Annotated in this window: 14 protein-coding genes; 13 read left to right on the forward strand and 1 reads right to left on the reverse strand. The window is 74.4% G+C overall.

What is annotated here, in order from left to right:
• Positions 1-13: 13 nt before the first annotated feature.
• Together ELR47_RS02665 and ELR47_RS02670 are read left to right on the forward strand one after the other, a co-directional pair.
• Positions 14-1,084: an NAD-dependent epimerase/dehydratase family protein gene (locus ELR47_RS02665; RefSeq protein ID WP_188584390.1), complete on the forward strand. Its 1,071-nt coding sequence runs from the start codon at positions 14-16 to the stop codon at positions 1,082-1,084.
• Entirely contained in the window at positions 1,081-2,349 is a 1,269-nt protein-coding gene (locus ELR47_RS02670) for a lysophospholipid acyltransferase family protein (RefSeq protein ID WP_229730546.1), read from the forward strand. Before ELR47_RS02665 ends, ELR47_RS02670 begins: the two co-directional genes overlap by 4 nt.
• A 145-nt stretch (positions 2,350-2,494) precedes the next feature.
• Here ELR47_RS02670 and ELR47_RS02675 read toward each other — a convergent pair whose 3' ends face one another.
• Positions 2,495-3,400 carry a sugar phosphate isomerase/epimerase family protein gene (locus ELR47_RS02675; protein ID WP_130648481.1) on the reverse strand — a complete coding sequence of 302 codons (906 nt, stop codon included), beginning with the start codon at positions 3,398-3,400 and terminating at the stop codon, positions 2,495-2,497.
• 96 nt (positions 3,401-3,496) lie between these two features.
• Here ELR47_RS02675 and ELR47_RS02680 point away from each other — a divergent pair, with 96 nt between their 5' ends.
• The 11 genes from ELR47_RS02680 (at position 3,497) to ELR47_RS02730 (ending at position 13,533) form a co-directional block, all read left to right on the forward strand.
• Positions 3,497-3,769, forward strand: coding sequence for a glutaredoxin family protein (locus ELR47_RS02680; RefSeq protein WP_130648482.1), 273 nt, complete (start codon positions 3,497-3,499; stop codon positions 3,767-3,769).
• A gap of 111 nt (positions 3,770-3,880) precedes the next feature.
• The gene (locus tag ELR47_RS02685; protein WP_130648483.1) at positions 3,881-4,528 is read left to right on the forward strand and encodes a redox-sensing transcriptional repressor Rex; all 648 of its coding nucleotides are present in this window, start codon (positions 3,881-3,883) and stop codon (positions 4,526-4,528) included.
• Positions 4,529-4,714: 186 nt separating this feature from the next.
• Positions 4,715-6,010 carry a glutamyl-tRNA reductase gene (locus tag ELR47_RS02690; protein WP_130648484.1) on the forward strand — a complete coding sequence of 432 codons (1,296 nt, stop codon included), beginning with the start codon at positions 4,715-4,717 and terminating at the stop codon, positions 6,008-6,010.
• Positions 6,010-6,981 (forward strand): hydroxymethylbilane synthase, encoded by a 972-nt coding sequence (hemC, locus tag ELR47_RS02695; protein ID WP_130648485.1) that lies wholly within the window; start codon positions 6,010-6,012, stop codon positions 6,979-6,981. The genes ELR47_RS02690 and hemC overlap by 1 nt, the downstream gene beginning before the upstream one ends.
• Complete coding sequence (locus ELR47_RS02700) at positions 6,981-7,754, forward strand: uroporphyrinogen-III synthase (RefSeq protein ID WP_130648486.1); 774 nt, start codon at positions 6,981-6,983, stop codon at positions 7,752-7,754. The genes hemC and ELR47_RS02700 overlap by 1 nt, the downstream gene beginning before the upstream one ends.
• Positions 7,755-7,853: 99 nt before the next feature.
• Positions 7,854-9,152, forward strand: coding sequence for a YhjD/YihY/BrkB family envelope integrity protein (locus tag ELR47_RS02705; RefSeq protein WP_130648487.1), 1,299 nt, complete (start codon positions 7,854-7,856; stop codon positions 9,150-9,152).
• A gap of 74 nt (positions 9,153-9,226) precedes the next feature.
• Positions 9,227-10,207 carry a porphobilinogen synthase gene (gene hemB, locus ELR47_RS02710; protein ID WP_130648488.1) on the forward strand — a complete coding sequence of 327 codons (981 nt, stop codon included), beginning with the start codon at positions 9,227-9,229 and terminating at the stop codon, positions 10,205-10,207.
• A complete protein-coding gene (locus tag ELR47_RS02715; RefSeq protein WP_130648489.1) occupies positions 10,207-10,950 on the forward strand; it encodes a glycerophosphodiester phosphodiesterase family protein in 744 nt (247 codons plus the stop codon). Before hemB ends, ELR47_RS02715 begins: the two co-directional genes overlap by 1 nt.
• A gap of 134 nt (positions 10,951-11,084) precedes the next feature.
• Complete coding sequence (gene hemL / locus ELR47_RS02720) at positions 11,085-12,365, forward strand: glutamate-1-semialdehyde 2,1-aminomutase (RefSeq protein ID WP_130648490.1); 1,281 nt, start codon at positions 11,085-11,087, stop codon at positions 12,363-12,365.
• Positions 12,366-12,630: 265 nt separating this feature from the next.
• Positions 12,631-13,146: a hypothetical protein gene (locus tag ELR47_RS02725; protein ID WP_130648491.1), complete on the forward strand. Its 516-nt coding sequence runs from the start codon at positions 12,631-12,633 to the stop codon at positions 13,144-13,146.
• 42 nt (positions 13,147-13,188) lie between these two features.
• The gene (locus ELR47_RS02730) at positions 13,189-13,533 is read left to right on the forward strand and encodes an NADH-quinone oxidoreductase subunit I (protein ID WP_130648492.1); all 345 of its coding nucleotides are present in this window, start codon (positions 13,189-13,191) and stop codon (positions 13,531-13,533) included.
• Positions 13,534-13,566 lie beyond the last annotated feature (33 nt).

Raw genomic sequence — 13,566 nt, forward strand, 5'->3', positions numbered from 1 at the left:
AGGAAGGCTGCAGGTGACCGAGGGACGTCGGGTGCTGCTCACGGGCGCCGCCGGCGACCTGGCCGGTCTCCTCGCCACGGCGCTCGCTCGCCGGGAGGACGTCGAGCTCGTCGTCGGGGTCGACGTCCGGGACCCGCACCCGGAGCTGGCCGTCGACGAGTTCGTCCGCGCCGACGTGCGCAACCCGCTGGTCGGCGCGACACTGCACGCGCACCGGGTCGACACGGTCGTGCACCTGAGCACGGCCAGCACGCCGGGGCCCTCCGGCAGCCGGTCGCTGATGAAGGAACGCAACGTCATCGGCGCGATGCAGCTGTTCGCCGCGTGTCAGAACGCCCCGACCGTCCGCCGGTTCGTGCTCAAGTCCAGCACGGCCGTGTACGGCTCGGAGCACACCGACCCGGTCAGCTTCCGCGAGACCGACCTGCCGCGCACGCCCCCCCGGCACGGGTACGCCAAGGACGCCAGCGAGATCGAGGGCTACGCGCGCTCCTTCGCCCGCCGGCGTCGCGACGTCGACCTGACGATCCTGCGCTTCGCGAACCTGCTCGGGGGGCGCATCGACAGCTCGTTCCACGCCCTGTTCAGCCTGCCGGCCGTGCCGACGGTGCTCGGCTTCGACCCCCGGCTGCAGTTCTGCCACGAGGAGGACGCCGTGGCGGTGCTCGAACGGGCCGTCGCCGGCGCGCCGCCGGGCATCTACAACGTCGCCGGGGAGGGCGTGGTGTACCTGTCCCAGGCGATCCGGCTCGCCGGGCGCCTGCCGGCCCCGGTCCCGCAGCCGTTCGTCGACGCGGTCGCCTCGCTGGTGCGGCGCAACCGGCACGTCGACCTCTCGCCCGAGCAGCTGCGCTTCCTGCGCTTCGGGCGGGCGGTCGACATCACCCGTCTGCGCGAGGAGTTCGGGTACGAGCCGCGGCACACCAGCCGTTCGGCGTTCGAGGACTTCGTGCGTCGGCGTCGCATCCGGGGCCTGGTCCCGCACGAGGAGGTCGAGCGGCTCGAGCGCGAGGTCAACGCCTTCCTGGCCCGCCAGGACCAGCGGCGCTTCCTCGCCGGTCGCTCGGAGGGGCCGACCTCGTGAACGCCGCCTCCCGGGACGCCGACGTGATCTCCATCGCCGAGCAGCGGGCCGCGCGCTCCCGCGCCACCGGTGTCGCGCGCGAGCGGTGCGCGGCCACCACCGCCGACGGCCGCCCCTGCCGCAACTACGCCGTCGACCAGGGCCGGTGCCGCGTCCACGCACCGCGGCCGGCGGCGACCACCGACGCCGACCCCGGTGTCGATCCCGGTGTCGATCCCGGGGCCGACCCCGGTGTCGATCCCGGGGCCGATCCCGGGGCGAGCGACGATGCCGGGCACGCCACGTCGTCGGGCGCACGCGCCCGGATCCGGCGGGCCGACGACGAGGCGGCACGGGCGGCCGCCCGCGTCGCCCGGGAGGCGCAGAAGCGTGGCTGGCAGCCGCCGGTGGATGCGCTCGGGGCGTTGCACGAGGTCGCGGGGGCCTCGTGGACCGACCACCTGCGCGAGGGTGCGGCGTTCCTGCGCCGACGCCTGACCGGTGACTACGAGGTCGACGAGTTCGGCTTCGACGAGGACCTCACCAACTCCGTGCTGATGCCGCTGGTGCGCCCCCTGCACCGTCACTGGTGGCGGGTGGCCAGCCACGGCGCGGCCAACGTGCCTTCCTCGGGCGGTGGCCTGGTCGTGGCCAACCACGCCGGCACGCTGCCGGCGGACGCGCTGATCACCCGGCTCGACATCCTCGAGCAGACCGGTCGCCACGCCCGCGAGCTGGCGGCGGACCTCGCGCTGCGCACCCCCTTCGTCGGTCCCTTCGCCCGCAAGACCGGCGCGACGCTGGCCTCGGGCCCCGACGCGGACCGCCTGCTCGAGCGGGGCGAACTCGTCGCCGTGTGGCCCGAGGGCTTCAAGGGGGTCGGCAAGCCATGGCGCGACCGCTACCGACTGCAGCGCTTCGGGCGGGGCGGCTTCGTCGCCACCGCGCTGCGGGCCCAGGTCCCGATCGTGCCGACGGCGATCGTGGGCAGCGAGGAGATCTACCCGCTGCTCTACGACCTGCGGGTCGTCGCCCGCCTGTTCGGTCTGCCGTACTTCCCGATCGTGCCGCAGCTGTTCGCGCTGCCGGTGCTCGGCCCGTTGGCGCTGCTGCCGCTGCCCTCGAAGTGGGTGATCGAGTACGGCGAGCCGATCGACACCAGCGCCTACGGTCCCGAGGCCGCCGACGACCCGATGGTCGTGTTCGAGCTGACCGACCACGTGCGCGACACGATCCAGCGCATGCTGCACCGCAACCTGATGGGGCGGCGCTCGGTGTTCCTCTAGGCGCGGTCCACCGGCTGGCGAGTGCGGTTCACAGGCCGGCGGCCCGCGTCAGTTGCACCACGGCCGCGACGACGATGACGGCCAGCAGCACGACGAGGGCCAACGAGGTGCCGGGTCGCACGGGACTGCTCCTTCGTCGGGTGGGTCAGGTCGGCTCGCCCGCCCCGGGGGGCGGGACGGTCGGCTGGTCCGGGTCGTCCTCGTCGGCGCCCGGGGCGACCGCGACCACGTCGGGTCGGCCGAGGACCTCCTCGGCCGGTGCGCCGTCCAGCAGTGCCAGGCACTTCTCGCGTTCCTGGCGCAGGTAGCCGACCAGCGCGCTGCGGTCGTCGAGGTAGCGGCGGCAGTCGAGCTCGAGCGTGATCGACGCCCGGGCACCACCGGGCTCGGCGTGGTCCTCGCCGACCGCCTGCAGGAACCCCGCCAGGGGCAGCCGCCCGTGCCCGAGCGGGGCGTGGCTGTCGCGGCCGCCGCCACGGTTGTCCGAGACGTGCAGGTGCACGGCCTGCGAGCGCAGCCGCCGGTACGCCGCGGTGATGTCGACGTTGGCGACCCCGAAGTGGCTGGTGTCGAGCACCACGTGCCGGAAGGGCAGCAGGTGCTCGGGCACGGTGTAGCGGTGGAAGCGCACCGGACGTCCGGCGACCGACACCGGGTAGAGGTTCTCCACCCCGATGCGGGTCCCGTGTTCCTCGGCCTCCGCGTCCCCCTCGCTCAGCAGCCACTCGTGGAACGGTCGCTGCCACCGGAACGGTGGGTGCACGATCATCAGGTCGGCGTCGACGTCGTCGGCGAGCTCGAGCGTGCGGCGCGCCTTGGCGACGAGGTCGGTACCGAACACCCGCCGGGTGAGCAGCAGGAACGGGCCGTGGACGACCGGGATGCCCACGCCCTCGGTGGCCGCCGCGGTGACGATGCGTTCGGCGTCCTGGGTGGCCGGGTCCTGGGTGACCATCAGCTCGACGCCGTCGTAGCCGGCCTCGGCGATCACCGCGAGCGCCCAGTCCAGAGGACGGGCGAACAGGGGACCGGTCGAGGCGAGGACACGCATGCCGGCGAGGGTAGTCGTCTCCGGGCCACCCCATCCGTCCTCGCCCGCGACCCCGCCCGCGCCCGTCCCCGACGCCGGCTGACGTAGGCTCGCGGCATGCCGTTCCGACGTTCGCGCCGCACCCGTCCCGAGGTGGTCGTCTACACCCGCGCCGGCTGCGGCCTGTGCCGCCGTGCGGAGCACCTGGTCGCCCGCGAGGCGCGGGGCGCCGTCATCCGGGCCGTCGACGTGGACACCGACGAGGACCTCGTCCGGCGCTACGGGGTACGCGTGCCGGTCGTGGTCGTGGACGGGACCGAGGTCGCCGAACTCGAGGTGGCGCCGGGCACCGTCCGTCGGGCCGTCCGCGACGCCCGGCGCCCGAACTGACGGCCGGGCGTCCAGAGGTCCGAATTGGCCGCATCGGGCCGGCGGCGTAGCCTCGACGGCGCCGCGTGCATCGGTACGGACGGCGTCGGGCGACGACCAGGAGGCGGAAGCGTGACGGCTCGCCGCATCCCCGAGGCCACGGTGGCACGTCTGCCCCAGTACCTGCAGGCGCTGGTGGAGGCCGCCGACGCGGGCCGCCGCACGGTCTCCAGCGAGGACCTGGCCCGCGCCTCGGGGTTGACCTCGGCGAAGGTGCGCAAGGACCTGTCGTTCCTCGGCAGCTACGGCACCCGGGGCGTCGGCTACGCGGTCGAGGAGCTCACCACGGAGATCTCGACCGTGCTGGGGCTGACCGACGACCGGCCCGTGGTCATCGTGGGCATCGGCAACCTCGGTCGGGCCCTGGCCAGCTACGACGGGTTCAGCCGCCGGGGCTTCCGGGTCGAGGCGCTGGTCGACGCCGATCCCACCAAGATCGGCACGCAGGTCGGCGACCACGTCGTCCAGCCGGCCGCGCAGCTGCCGGATCTCGTGCGTGACCGCGGCATCACCATCGCGGTGCTCGCGACCCCGGCAGGGCGGGCCCAGGCGGTCGCCGCGGAGGTCGTCGCGGCCGGCGTGACCGCCATCCTCAACTTCGCGCCGGTCCACCTCGACGTTCCCGAGCACGTCTCGGTGCGCACGGTGGACCTGTCCACCGAACTGCAGATCCTGTCCTTCTACGAGCAGCTCGGGCAGGTGTCGGCCGCCGCGAGCTGAGCCGCCGGGCCGCCGACGGCGCGGCTGGCCGCCGAGGCCGCACGGCCGCGGCGCGCATTGGTCGCGACGGGCGCCGGCGGGTACGCTCGCCCCCTCGTGGGGACACGCGGGCCGGTGGCCCGCCGCGTCGCCCTCCTCGGCACCGGCTGTGCCGTCCGTCCGCGGATCGTCGAACCGATCGGGCCCATGTCCCTCCTCGTCGTCGGGTGCAACCACCGCAGCGCCGATCTGTCGCTGCTGGAACGTCTCGCCGTGCCCGCCGACGAGCTGCCCAAGGCGCTGAAGTCGCTGGTCGGGCTCGAGCACGTGCAGGAGGCCGTCGTGCTCTCGACCTGCAACCGGGTCGAGATCTACGCCTCCGTCAGCCGGTTCCACCCGGGCCTGCAGGAGCTGCGCGGCTGGCTCGCCGAGCGCGGTGACATCCATCCGCAGGACCTCGACGACCTGCAGTACAGCTACCACGACGACCGGGCGGCGGCGCACCTGTTCGCGGTCGCGGCCGGCCTCGACTCGATGGTCGTGGGCGAGCGCCAGATCGCGATGCAGGTCAAGCAGTCGATGGAGGCGGCCCGCGGGGAGGGCTCCGCCCGGCGGATGCTGCAGCGGCTGTTCCGTCAGGCCGTCCGCGTCGGTCGCCGTGTCCGCAACGACACCGCGATCGCCCGGGGGGCGTCCTCGATGGTCGACGTCGGCATCGACGTCGCGACCGAGCGTCTCGGCGGGCCGATCGCCGGACGGAACGTGCTGCTCGTCGGCGCGGGGAAGATGGGCGGGCTGACCGCCAGCCGGGTCGTCGACGAAGGTGCGGGTCACGTCGCGGTCTGGAACCGGTCGGCCGACAAGGCCCAGCGCCTGGCGCTGCGCACCGGCGGGGTGGTCGTCGAGGCCGGCGACCTGGAATGCGCGGTCGCGTCCGCCGACCTGGTGGTGTGCACGACCGGCGCACCCGAACCGGTGCTCGACCTCGACCTGGTGCTCGCCGCCCGCCAGCAGCGTCTCGCCGCGCGCGACGCGTCGCCGCTGGTGCTGCTCGACCTCGCCATGCCGCGCAACGTCGACCCGCGCTGCGAGGACGTGGCCGGGGTCGAGGTCGTGGACATCGCCGACGTGCGCGCGGTCGCCGACCGCGGCGTGACCGGCGAGGTGGTCGCCGCCGCCCGTGACATCGTCGAGGAGGAGGCCGCGCGGTTCCTGGCCTGGACCCGCGCGAGCGCGGTCGAGCCCACGATCCGCGACCTGCGTCGCCAGGCCGAACAGGTCCGCGCCGACGAGCTCGACCGGCTCGCCGGCAAGCTGTCCACGCTCGACGACCGCCAGCGCGAGGCGGTCGAGGCGCTCACGCGCGGCATCGTCAACACGTTGCTGCACACGCCGACGGTCCGGCTCAAGGAGCTGGCCGACCGCACCGGCGCGCACGACCAGGCCGACGCGCTGCGCGACCTGTTCGCGCTCGACGACGTCGCGTCCGACTCGGACACCTGATGGCCAGCGCGTCCGACCGCGGTCCCTGGCGGATCGCGACCCGCCGCTCCACGCTGGCGCAGACCCAGGCGCGCCACGTCGGCGAGTCGCTCCAGGAGGCCACCGGACGGCCGTTCGAGCTGGTGCCGATGGCGACCACCGGCGACGACCACCCCGACCGGGCACTGGAGGCCTTCGACTCCAAGGGCCTGTTCGTCGACTCGACCCGTCGTGCGGTGCTCTCGGGTGACTGCCACCTCGTCGTGCACTCCTACAAGGACCTGCCGACCGAGCCGGCCGAGGGCCTGGTCATCGGCGCCGTCCCCCAGCGCGTCGACCCGCGCGACGCCCTGGTGACCCGGGCCGGACACCGCCTGGCGGAGCTGCCCCGCGACCGCCAGGTCACCATCGGGACCTCCTCGCCACGCCGCAGGGCGCAGCTGCAGAAGGCCCGCCGCGACGTGCTGGTCCAGCCGATCCGCGGCAACCTCGAGACCCGCCTGGGCAAGGTCGTCAACGGCGAGGTGGACGGCATCGTGCTGGCCCTGGCCGGCCTGCTGCGCCTGCGGCCGCAGGGCTTCGACCTCACGGTGGTCCCGCTCGAGCACGGCGAGCTGCTGCACGCCCCGGCGCAGGGCGCGCTCGCGATCGAGTGCCGGGTCGACGACGCCACCACCCGCAAGGGGCTGCGCCGGCTCGACCACGCACCCACCCGGACCGTGGTCGCCGCCGAACGCGAGCTGCTGCTGCAGCTCCAGGGCGGCTGCACGGCACCGATCGGCGCCCACGCGTCGCTGCTGCCCGGACCGGACGGCGGTGAGCGGCTCGAGCTGCTGGGCCTGCTCTCCGACCCGTCGGGGACCCGGCTGTACCGCGCGTCGCACGAGACCGCCGCGGACGAACCGCAGCTGCTCGGTCGTGTCATGGCGGCCACGTTGCTCGAGGCCGGGGGGCACGAGGTCCTCGAGACCCTGCGGCGACAGGCCGGCTGATGGGCGGCGCACCGCCGTTGGCGGGCCAGCGGGTGCTGGTGGCCCGCTCGCGCGCGCAGGCGTCGGCGCTGTCCGAGCGGGTGCGCGTCCTCGGGGGCGAACCGGTCGAGGCGCCCGTGCTGCGCATCGAGGACGGCGACTCCGGCGCCCTGCGCGCCGCGTTGCACGACCTCGCCGGCGGCGCGTTCACCGTGGTGTGCCTGACCTCGCCCAACGGGGTCGACGCGGTCGCCGACGCGATCGAGCAGGACGGCCTCGATGCCCGGGTGTTCGCCGGCGTGCCGACGGTCGCCTGCGTCGGGCCGGGGACCGCGGGACGGCTGTGGGACCGGCTGCGGGTGCGTGCCGACCTGGTGCCCGAGCGCGCCACCACCGAGGCGCTCGGCGAGGCGATCCCGCCCGGCAGCGGCCGCGCACTGCTGCCGCGGGCCGACATCGCCAGCGAGATCCTGCACACGCTGCTGGCCGACAAGGGCTACGAGCCGGTCGAGGTCGTGGCCTACCGGACCGTGCTGCCCGACGCGCTGCCCGACGAGGTCCTCGACGACCTCGCCGCCGGCCGGATCGACCTGCTGGCGTTCGCCTCGTCGTCGACGGTGCGCAACTTCGTCACCCTGGTGGGGGAGCGGCCGTGGCAGGGCCGGGTCGTCTCGATCGGCCCGGTCACCTCGCGCACCTGCCGGGAGCTGGACGTACCGGTCGCCGTCGAGGCCGACCCCCACGACCTCGACGGCCTCGTCGACGCCTTGTGCGCCGCGGTCCCGGGCGCCTGAGCCGCCGGAACCCTCCGTCCGCCTGCCCCTTCGTCGGCGATCCCCGGTGCGGGCGGTTCCTAACCTCCGGCGAGCCCGCGTCGGGCGCAGGAGGGCCGCATGGCGTTCACGGACAAGCTCGAGCGGGTACCGGTGATCGGTACCGCGTGGCAGATGCAGCAGCGCTACCGCCTCGACGCCGCCGACCAGTTCGCCGCCGCGATCGCGCTGTTCGGGTTCCTCTCGCTGGTCCCGCTGCTGGTGCTGGCGGTCGCCGTCGCCGGCTTCGTGTTCCAAGACCCCGCCGACCAGGCCGAGATCGCCCGCACGATGACCTCGGCCGTGCCCGGCCTGCAGGCCGCGCTCGAGGCCACGGGCCAGGGGGTCGACGGGTTCGTGCAGACCGTGGTCGCCAACCGCGGCGCGATCGCCGGCGTCGGTGCCGTCACCCTGCTGGTCACCGGTCTGAAGGTGATCAACTCGGCCATGGTGGCCACCACCATGGTGTTCCGCGGGGCCCTGCCGTCCGGCGTCAGGGGCAAGCTGCTGCAGGTCGTCGCCCTGCCGGTGCTGGGCCTGGTCGCGCTCGCCGCCGCCGGCGCCTCCAGCCTCGTCGGCTTCCTCGACCTGCCCGGCTGGTCCGCCACCCCGGTGGCGCTGCTGGCCACCTTCCCACTCGACCTGTTGCTGTTCCTGGCCGCCTACCGGATGTTCTCGCCCACCTCCGAGCTCGGGTTGCGCCGGCTGCTGCCCGGCGCCGCACTCGGGGCGCTCGGCTGGGCCGCGCTCAAGATCGCCGGCGCGGCCTACGTCGCCAACCAGGCCGAGGACGCCAACGCCCTCTACGGCGCGTTCGGCGGCATCATCGCGTTGCTGCTGCTGCTCTACCTCGCCGGTCGGCTCTACCTGTACGGCGCGGAGCTCAACGCCCTGCTGACCGAGCGGCGGCGGGGGATCCTGGTCTCGCCGGAGGTGCACGGGGTGCCGATCGTCGACGACAAGGACGTCGACGGCGCGCCGTCGGACGCCCAGGCCGAGGGGATGGGGGCCGCCCACGCGGCCGACACCCGCCAGCTCCCCAGCGTCGTGGCCGGCAACCGGCCGCTGCCGCAGGACGTCGCCGCCGGGCGCGCGCCCGAGTCCGCGCTCGACGACGAGGTCCGCGCTCCGAGCGCCGACAGCGAGACGGCCGGGCACCCGACCGTCGGGTCGTCCGCGACGAGGACCGACGCTGCGCCGGCCGCGGGCCGCACCGGGGCCGTCGCCGTCGTCGGCGCGCTGCAGGCCGCCGCCGTCCCGCCCCCGGCGGACCGCGTCGGGCGCGTGCTGGCGAACGCGTCACCACCTCCGGTCGCGGCCTACGGCGTGGCCGCGACCGCGGTCGCGGCGGCCTGGAAGCTGTGGCGCGACGGTCGCTGACCGACGGACGGCGACGGGGGAACCGCTCCTACACTCGCCGAGGTCCCGCTCCCGAGCCGCCGTCGAGGTCGTCCGTGCCCTTCCCCGAGACCCGCCTGCGTCGCCTGCGCCGCACGCCCGCGCTGCGGCGCGCCTTCGCCGAGACCCGGATCGACCCCGCCGGGCTGGTCCTGCCGATCTTCGTCAAGGACGGGGTCGAGGGGGAGGTGCCGATCTCCTCGATGCCCGGCGTCGCGCAGCACGACGTCGACTCGGCGCTCGCGCTCGCCCGGCGGGCCGCCGACGTCGGCGTCGGCGGGGTGATCCTGTTCGGCATCCCCGCCACCAAGGACGCCGACGGCACCGGCGGGTGGGACCCGCAGGGGCCGGTGCCCCGGGCGGCGCGGGCGATGAAGGACGCCCTGGGTGACGACCTGGTCGTGTGGGCCGACGTCTGCCAGTGCGAGTACACCGACCACGGCCACTGCGGCCCGCTCGACGCGCGCGGTCAGGTCGTCAACGACGCCGCCGTCGAGGCCTACGTCCGCGACGCCCTGACCTACGCCGACGCCGGCATCGACGTCGTCGCGCCCTCGGGGATGATGGACGGGCAGGTCGCCGCGATCCGCGCCGGGCTCGATGCCGGCGGCTTCGGTGAGGTGGTGGTCGTCGCCTACGCGGCCAAGTACGCCTCGGCGTTCTACGGCCCGTTCCGCGAGGCGGCCGAGTCGACCATGGTCGACGGCGACCGGGCCGGTCACCAGATGGACCCCGCGAACCGGCGCGAGGCGCTGCTCGAGCTCGCCGCCGACGTCGACGAGGGCGCCGACGTGCTGATGGTCAAGCCCGCGCTGGCCTATCTCGACGTCATCGCCGACGCCCGGGTGTCCTTCGACGTGCCGGTGGCCGCCTACCAGGTGTCGGGGGAGTACGCGATGCTGCACGCCGCCGCCGAGCGCGGCTGGCTGGACGGCCCCCGCGCCATGCGCGAGGCGGTGGTCTCGATCCGCCGCGCCGGCGCGGACCTGGTGCTGACCTATGCCGCGGTCGAGCTCGCCACCACCGCGGACGCCTGATGGAGCCGTCGGCACCCGACTGGCTGCGGCAGGTCCCGCTGGCCCACCGCGGCCTGCACGGGCCGCAGGTGCCGGAGAACTCGCTGGCGGCGTTCCGGGCCGCGGCGGCCGCCGACTACGGCGTCGAGCTCGACGTGATGCTCGCGGGCGACGGTACGCCGGTGGTCGTCCACGACGCGGTGCTCACGCGCCTCACCGGCGACGGTCGCCGGGTCGGTGAGCTCGACCTCGCCACGTTGCGGACCCTGCGCCTGCGCGACGGCGACGGCGCGGTCACCGACGAGACCGTGCCGACCCTGCCCGAGGCACTCGCGGCGCTCGACGGTCACCCGGCGATGGTGGAGGTCAAGTCGGTGCGGTTGCGCGCCGGGCGGCTCGAGCGCGCGGTCGCCGAGGTCCTCGACGCCCACGACGGTCCGGCGTGCGTGGCGAGCTTCAACCCGGCCACGGTCGGCTTCTTCACCCGTCGCCGGCCCGCCCTGACCCGGGTGCTCACCGCCACCGCGGCCGAGGACCAGCGGTTGCCCGCGGTCGTGCGCCGCCGCCTGGCGCAGCTGCGCGACGCCGCCACCGTCCGTCCGCACGCCATCTCCTACGACCTCGCCGGACTGCCCAACGCCGCCACCGACGCCTGGCGGGCCGCCGGCGGCACGCTGGTGACCTGGACGGTGGCGGACGCCGACGACCTCGCCCGGGCCCGGGCGCTGGCCGACAACGTCATCTTCGAGCACGTCCGTCCCTGAGCCGTCCCGCGGGCGGGAGCGAGCGTCGCCGGACCGGGGAGCGTCGCCGGGCCGGGGCGGGTGCGGGCGCCGCTAGCCTCGACCGCGAGCGCCGGTCGTCGGCCGCTCGCCGGCCTCACCCGCCAGGAGTCCCCATGGACACCGAGATCTCCGCGCGCCTGTTCGAGCGCGCCCGCGCCGTCATCCCGGGTGGGGTGAACTCCCCGGTCCGGGCCTTCGACAGCGTCGGGGGCACCCCGCGGTTCATCGCCCGCGGCGAGGGCGCCGAGCTGGTCGACGCCGACGGCAACCGCTACCTCGACCTGGTGAACTCCTGGGGGCCGCTGCTGTTCGGCCACGTGCCCGCCGAGGTGCGCGAGGCGGCCGTGGACGCCATCGGCCGTGGCTCGTCGTTCGGCGCCCCCACCGAGGGCGAGATCGCGCTCGCCGAGGCGATCGTCGACGCCGTTCCCTCGGTCGACAAGGTGCGCCTGGTCAACTCCGGCACCGAGGCCGGCATGTCCGCCATCCGGCTCGCGCGCGGCGCCACGGGCCGACGCAAGCTGCTGAAGTTCGTCGGGCACTACCACGGGCACTCCGACGCGCTGCTGGTCGCCGCGGGATCCGGGGTCGCCACCCTCGGCATCCCCGGCAGCCCCGGGGTCACCGACGGCGCCGCCGAGGACACCGTGCTGGTGCCGTGGAACGACCGCGACGCGGTGGCCGAGGCGGTGCAGGTCCACGGCCACGACCTCGCCGCCATCCTGTGCGAGCCGGTGCCGGCGAACATGAACCTGGTGGCGCCCGAGGACGGCTTCCTCGCCTTCCTGCGCGCGCAGGCCGACGCCAGCGGCGCGGTCCTGGTGTTCGACGAGGTCATCAGCGGCTTCCGCGTCGCCCGCGGTGGCGCCCAGCAACTGCACGGGGTGACGCCCGAACTCACCGTGCTCGGCAAGATCGTCGGTGGCGGCTTCCCGCTGGCGGCCTTCGGTGGCCGCGCCGAGCTGATGGACGCCCTCGCCCCCGCCGGGCCCGTCTACCAGGCCGGCACCCTGTCGGGGAACCCGGTGGCCGTCGCGGCCGGCCTCGCGCAGCTGCGCCTGCTGACCGACGACGTCTATGCCCGGCTCGGCGTGGTGACCGACGGGCTCGTCGACGGGCTGCGGACCGCCTTCGACGCCGCCGGCGTGCCGGCACAGGTGCTGCGGCACGCGACGCTGGCCGGCGTGCTGTTCGCCGAGACCGCGCCACGCCGCTACGAGGACGTCGCCGCCGCCGACCATGCCCGCTACGCCCGGTTCTTCCACGGCATGCTCGAGCGCGGCGTCTACCTGGCCCCGTCGGGCTACGAGGTGATCTTCCCCTCCACGGCGTTGTCCGACGCCCACGTCGAACGGATCGTCACGGCCGCCGACGAGGTGGCGCGCATGCTGTGACGCGCACGCGGTGACGCGCGCCCACCCGGGTCGATTGTTCGGGCTACGCGGCGATTGGTAGCCTCCGGGTCCCGGCCGGCATGCATCTGTACGGGCGGGGCCGGGCCTGTCCCGCTCCGGCCGGAGCAGGACATTCGTCGGGAGCTCAGCGTGACGCCTCTCGTGGGCGGCACGGGGTCGTCCAGCGTGGCCGCGGCGCACCGCGCCGATGGTGGGAAATGCGAGGCGGCCCAGGCGTCGCAGCACCGTGCAAGGAGAGTCAGACGTGGGTGAGTGGTTCGGCGAGTTCGGCGCGGCACTGCCCGACGCGCTGCGCGCGGCCTACCAGTTCGGTGACCCGTACGACCTCGGCCGCGGCTGGGTCGGACTCGTGGTCATGGTGCTGTGGGTCGGTCCGCTGATGATCCTGCCGTTGTGGCTGGCCAAGATCTTCCGCGGCAAGCGCGAGTGGTTGTCCGCGGCGATGGGCGTCATGGCCGGCAGCAGCTTCCTGTGGTGGCTGCACGGCGTCATCCCGCACGCCTGGATCCAGTTCACCGAGTCCAACGAGAACGTCCTGTCCGGGACGATCATCCCGGCCACCGCCGGCATCGACATCAACCCGGACTACCGCCTCGACATCGCCTCCAACCTGTACTCGGTCATCACCGAGGGCGTGGTCGGGGCGATGATGGTCATCGGCATCGTGCTCACGTGCTGGCTCGCGCTGCGCGTGCAGAAGTCGCTGCCCAAGACCCTCGCCCCCGGCGAGACCAAGCCCGAGGCCGGTGGCTACAAGTAGCCACCGAGCCATCCACCGGACGCGGCAGGAAGGAGGGACGACGTGGGAAAGACGGACAAGGGCGAACACCCGCTGATGTTCGACGACTACGTCGTCCAGCAGGTCGACCCGCAGTGGCTCCAGGAACGGGTCAAGCCCAAGCGGCACATCGGGCTCACCCCGGAACTGTGCATCCTGTGCCGGGCCTGTGAGGACGTCTGTCCCTGGGAGTGCATCTACATGATGTCCCCCGACATCGTGCGCGACGCCGACAGCCCGTCGCTGATGACGCTGGCGTCGCAGTCACACGCGGTGTTCATCATCGACGACAACGAGTGCACACGCTGTGCCATCTGCGTCGAACGCTGCCCCTCCGACGCCCTGTGGCTCGGTCGGGTCGACAACTAGCCGCCGTACACCCCGCCAGACGCGCACCCACAC

It is taken from the genome of Egicoccus halophilus, from assembly GCF_004300825.1.
Classification (GTDB): Bacteria; Actinomycetota; Nitriliruptoria; order Nitriliruptorales; family Nitriliruptoraceae; genus Egicoccus; species Egicoccus halophilus.

Bases quoted from the DNA above. Each gene is read 5' to 3' on its own strand.
- ELR47_RS02675 (WP_130648481.1), bottom strand. From the start codon at position 3,400: ATGCGTGTCCTCGCCTCGACCGGTCCCCTGTTCGCCCGTCCTCTGGAC.
- ELR47_RS02680 (WP_130648482.1), top strand. From the start codon at position 3,497: ATGCCGTTCCGACGTTCGCGCCGCACCCGTCCCGAGGTGGTCGTCTAC.
- ELR47_RS02690 (WP_130648484.1), top strand. From the start codon at position 4,715: ATGTCCCTCCTCGTCGTCGGGTGCAACCACCGCAGCGCCGATCTGTCG.
- hemC (WP_130648485.1), top strand. From the start codon at position 6,010: ATGGCCAGCGCGTCCGACCGCGGTCCCTGGCGGATCGCGACCCGCCGC.
- ELR47_RS02700 (WP_130648486.1), top strand. From the start codon at position 6,981: ATGGGCGGCGCACCGCCGTTGGCGGGCCAGCGGGTGCTGGTGGCCCGC.
- ELR47_RS02705 (WP_130648487.1), top strand. From the start codon at position 7,854: ATGGCGTTCACGGACAAGCTCGAGCGGGTACCGGTGATCGGTACCGCG.
- ELR47_RS02715 (WP_130648489.1), top strand. From the start codon at position 10,207: ATGGAGCCGTCGGCACCCGACTGGCTGCGGCAGGTCCCGCTGGCCCAC.
- hemL (WP_130648490.1), top strand. From the start codon at position 11,085: ATGGACACCGAGATCTCCGCGCGCCTGTTCGAGCGCGCCCGCGCCGTC.